Source organism: Geminicoccus flavidas, assembly GCF_009806515.1.
Classification (GTDB): Bacteria; Pseudomonadota; Alphaproteobacteria; order Geminicoccales; family Geminicoccaceae; genus Geminicoccus; species Geminicoccus flavidus.
In genome coordinates this window covers 1-4,410 of sequence record NZ_WUJP01000218.1, presented here as the reverse complement: position 1 = coordinate 4,410, position 4,410 = coordinate 1, and the positions used below count along the sequence as shown (strand labels likewise).

Annotated in this window: 6 protein-coding genes and 1 pseudogene; all 7 read left to right on the top strand. The window is 63.2% G+C overall.

Annotated elements, in window-relative coordinates:
- A partial coding sequence (locus EQG76_RS06160; RefSeq protein ID WP_200840595.1) for a hypothetical protein occupies positions 1-608 on the top strand: 608 nt, incomplete at its 5' end.
- Between the two features lie 71 nt (positions 609-679).
- Positions 680-1,390, top strand: a complete 711-nt coding sequence (locus EQG76_RS06155) for a DNA polymerase III subunit beta family protein (protein ID WP_159711565.1) — start codon at positions 680-682, stop codon at positions 1,388-1,390.
- Positions 1,391-1,474: 84 nt separating this feature from the next.
- Positions 1,475-1,759, top strand: coding sequence for a hypothetical protein (locus EQG76_RS06150; protein WP_159711563.1), 285 nt, complete (start codon positions 1,475-1,477; stop codon positions 1,757-1,759).
- Positions 1,760-1,827: 68 nt separating this feature from the next.
- Positions 1,828-2,178, top strand: coding sequence for a hypothetical protein (locus EQG76_RS06145; RefSeq protein ID WP_159711561.1), 351 nt, complete (start codon positions 1,828-1,830; stop codon positions 2,176-2,178).
- Positions 2,179-2,213: 35 nt separating this feature from the next.
- Positions 2,214-2,402, top strand: coding sequence for a hypothetical protein (locus tag EQG76_RS06140; RefSeq protein WP_159711559.1), 189 nt, complete (start codon positions 2,214-2,216; stop codon positions 2,400-2,402).
- A complete protein-coding gene (locus EQG76_RS06135; RefSeq protein WP_159711557.1) occupies positions 2,399-3,349 on the top strand; it encodes a recombination-associated protein RdgC in 951 nt (316 codons plus the stop codon). The genes EQG76_RS06140 and EQG76_RS06135 overlap by 4 nt, the downstream gene beginning before the upstream one ends.
- 725 nt (positions 3,350-4,074) lie before the next feature.
- Positions 4,075-4,410, top strand: a pseudogene (locus tag EQG76_RS06130) (hypothetical protein); the annotation flags it as partial.

Here is a 4,410-nt window from a genome sequence, read left to right as displayed (position 1 = left end):
GCGGCCAAAGCCTCGCGACGAAAAAGCGGCTCGCAGACTTGCATGAACGCCTGCGCGGTAGGGGGCTATGCCTGAGCGACGAGAGCCGCGCCGCAATGGCGCGCGGTGCCGAGAAAGGCCGCGAGAAGCGCTGCACCAAATACACGGCGTTTGGCGTGACAGGGTATCTCCCGGAGCTGGCGAAGCGCTTCGGCGCAGTAAGCCACAAGAGCGTCCGTGCGAGGCTGCAAAAAGGCATGGCAATCGAGGAAGCGTTGACCGCTCCGTACAAGCCAAACCCCCGTGGTGTCATCCCGCCAGCGTTTTTGGAACAGGTGTACAAGCAACGGCGCGCTGCGGCGGCACGCATCTATCCCATCATCGCGAAGCGCCTCCAGCCGACCATGCTGCAATTCCGGTCCTCCGACCACGAGATCGTGGTGACACAGTGCGAACTTTCGCACATGGCCGTAGATGTCCGCACGAGAGACGGGGTGGTGCTGCACCGTCTGAGGTTCGAGAAGTCTTTCGATAGCGGTGTCCTGTTTGTTTTCAACGACACAACGAAAGGGCTGCTCGACTTCATCGCCTTTGAGCCAGACAGCCCCGCATTGGTCGCAACAGCCTGACAGCCCCGGCTCATGCCTCGCGCGCGGGGCATGGGCAGGCGCTGTGACCTGACCACACAACAAGGAAGGATATGACCACCCCCAAGCAGACCGTGCAGGTGTATCTGCCTGCCCTCAAGGCCGTCTCCCGAATGATGGCCAAGGCCGACATCCGCTACTACCTGAACGGCGTGCACGTCGAAGCCACGGCCAAGGAAACCGTCCTGGTCACCACGGACGGCCACCGCCTGCTGGCGATCCGCCGCGAGGCCGAGAACACCATCGACGCGCCCGTCAACTTCATCATCCCTGGCGACGTCGTGAAGCTGATGCTGGCCAACTGCATGGCAGGCGGCAGAAGCCTTAAGAATGCGGCGGTTCGAACCGTGCCTGTCGAACTCCGCGATGGGCCCACCGGACAGCGCTGGGCCGCGCCCATGTACCGCTTGGGCAGCGGCTGCTTCGTCGAGTTTGAACCAGTCGCCGGCAAGTTCCCCAACTGGCGCAAGGTCATCCCGAAGAAGATACCGGCGAACGATAAGCCCACGCAGTTCCGGCCGCAGAACCTGGTGGATTTCGAGGACGCAGCGCGCGACCTGGGCAATGTGATGAAGGGCATCTGCGCCATTACGGCCCTGCACGACGGCGAAATGGTGGTCATCCATACCGCCTATGCCGGCGACACCGGATACTTTGGCGTGATGATGGGCCTGCGGGACTGCGACGCCGCGCGCTTCGCTGGCGATCGCCCGGCCTGGCTGGCGTTGCCCGAAGCCGCCACCCCCGAACTGCCGGCCGCCTAACAGCTTCGGCTAATGCCCCGCGCGCGGGGTATCGGCAGGCGCTGTGACCTGGATCAACGCGCTACGGCGCACAAGGAAGAAAGGATGGATAACCAAGACCAGCCCATCGTGCTCCCCAAGGAGCAGATTTACGACGCGCAGATCAGCCCGCTGATGACCCAGATCATTGGCATCTGCAAGGAGCACGGCATCGCGATGATCGCCTCATTTGCGCTTGGCGAGCACCCCGAGAACGGTGACCTGCAGTGCACCACCATGCTGCCCGATGAGGCCGGCAAACCAGGTCCCAGCCACCTGCCTGCGGTTAAGATCCTGCGCGAAGGCATGGTGGGGTTCGCCATGAGCATCGTCTCGAAGCAGGAAGCCTAACAGCCCCGGCTCGACGGTCGCGTGCGGCCGTCCGGCAGGCGCTGTGCCTGATTTTCAAGGAAACCCCTATGTTCCGTCGTACCGTCAACAATACCGCGATGCGCCTGCTGGGCGTGCTGGGCCTCACCCACCTGTTCCAGGCCGCCGCGCCGCCCGTCGCCTTCGACCCGGTGAACCGCCAGCCGCACGGTGGCAGCCGCTGGGGCCGCAACGTGCAGACGCACACCAGCCGCAAGAGCGCCTTCAATCGCTCCATCAAGTTCGCCCTGGAGACGGGCGGCGCCCGCGTGCCCACGCCGGTCTCGGTCGCCCGCAAGGCCCACCTCGGCACCCTGACCATCCCTGGCGGCCGTCGCGGCATGCAGGTCAAGCGCGAGCGCCTGCCGTCGGGCAAGTGGCACGCCCGCATCACCGCGTAACCAGCCGAGCGCCGGTCCGCCCGGCGCCTGTCACCATGAACGCCAAGCAAGCCAAACGCATCCGCCAGGCGCTGCGCCTGCACGGCCTGGAGCCCACGAGCTCCAGCACCGTGGCCGACGCCAGCCTGCCCGGCATCGCCGGCACCCGCCGCCTGCAGCCAGACAGTGGCCGCAGCGTCTACCGCCGCCTCAAGCAGTTGAACCTCGACCCCAAACAAAAATGAGCCAATCCCAATTCTTCAAGAATGCCCGCGTCTACCGGCTGACCAGCGGCGCGGCCGATCTGTTCGCCGCCCACGACCTCGACGAGCACCTGGCGAAGTTCCGCTTCATCGGCGGCACCAACCTGGAGATGCAGTCGCTGGGCTGGGCGCCGCCCTATGAGGGCCAAGACAGCCTGATCCGCCGCGTCGGCGATGCCGTCCTCATGACGCTGCGCACCAGCAAGAAGCTGCTGCCGTCCAGCGTGGTCAACGAGATGGCCAAGGCCCGCGCCGCCGAGATCGAGGAACAGCAGGGCTACAAGCCCGGCCGCAAGCAGATGAAGGAGATCAAGGAGCGCGTCACCGACGAACTGCTGCCCAAGGCGTTCAGCGTCAGCCGCGACACCCGCGTGCTGTTCGATCTGGCGCGCGGCTTCCTGGTGATCGACACCGCGTCCAGTGCCAAGGCCGACGAGGTCATCGGCTGGCTGGCCAAGACCTTCGACCAGTTCCCGCTGGAGAACCTCTACGTGGTCACCAGCCCCGCCCATGCCATGACCGGCTGGCTGGCCGAAGACGAAGCGCCGGCCAACTTCAGCATCGACCAGGACACCGAGCTGCGCGCGTCTGGCGAAAGCGGCGCCGCGATCCGCTACGTGAAGCACTCGATCGATGCCGACGACGTGCGCCGGCACATCGGCAGCGGCAAGCAGTGCACGCGCCTGGCGATGACCTGGGCCGACCGGATCTCGTTCGTGCTCGACGAGGGCCTGAACATCAAGGGCATCGCGCCGCTGGATGTGCTGAAGGAAGGCGACGGAACGAGCATCGACAAAGCCGACGACGAGCGCCGCGACAGCGACCTGGCGTTGTTCGCCGGAGAGTTCGGCAAGCTGATGGCCGAGCTGATCGCTGCGCTGGGTGGCGAGAAGGATCTGAGCGGCATGGACAGCCAACCCACCGCGTAACCACCCCACCGGTTGCACGGCCCCGAGCCGCCCCGCCCCAGGCGGCTTTTTTGCGCCCGTTCCGCCCCGGGTTGCGCCGCCTCGGCCGTCGCCACGCGGGCATCGCGCACCGGCAATCGGCGTAACCCGGTTATAGCACCCCTCGCGTAAGTCATTGATTTATAAGCGTAACCTTGTAACCGGAAAAACAGGCATAGCCGCAGATCTCCCCAAATGTCGCCCAAATACCCCGCCGACGACAATTTGCCGTAACCGCGTAACCGCAACCACCGCGACCGGTTCCGTTTTCGGTTACGCGCCTAAGTCATTGATTTATAATGGAAATACATCGTCTATATATTCAATATAACCATGTAACCATATAGTTATAGTTATAGATACGTACATGCACGCGCACCCACGCATGCGCATGCACGCGCACACACACGCATTGGGGTTGTCTGTCTTTTCTGAGTTTTTCCGGTTTCGCGGTTACAACGCAGTTTTCCCAATGAAATCATATAGTTAGGTGTAACCAAGCCCGCAACCAGACATTTTTGAGCAATAACTCGGTGACAGCCCCGCCAAGCCACCCCGGGAAGTCACGAGCTGACGTTGAAAAGCAACACGTCACCACTGGATTTGCCGCACAATGCGCGAATACGGCAGGGTATTCCCGTAGTTACAGAATCGCTCACTGCTATACATCCTGCATTTCTTGTAAGTCTGCTAAAATTTGATCATTGATGGCAGGCAAGCCCTTGAAATCCTTAGACGATTACCCGCGCATGATCGAATACTTCACCATCGAGGGGTTCGACCGTCAGATGTTCCGCTGCGAACGCCTGCGAGCCTCCCTCTCTACCGAGTCCTGCGCCAACAACTGGAAAGCCGCCAACGACGGCAACGAGAAGCGCGCAGCCTGCCGATCATGCCCGATCGGCGCATCCCACGCCGGCGAGGAACTCGCATCCTGCTCACCGCTCAAGGGCTCACTCACCTGCGCACGCTGCGCCCGCGCATCCTCACGTGGCTGGCTGCTCGACAAGCACCTCTGCGTCTCATGCTGGAACCGCGAGCGC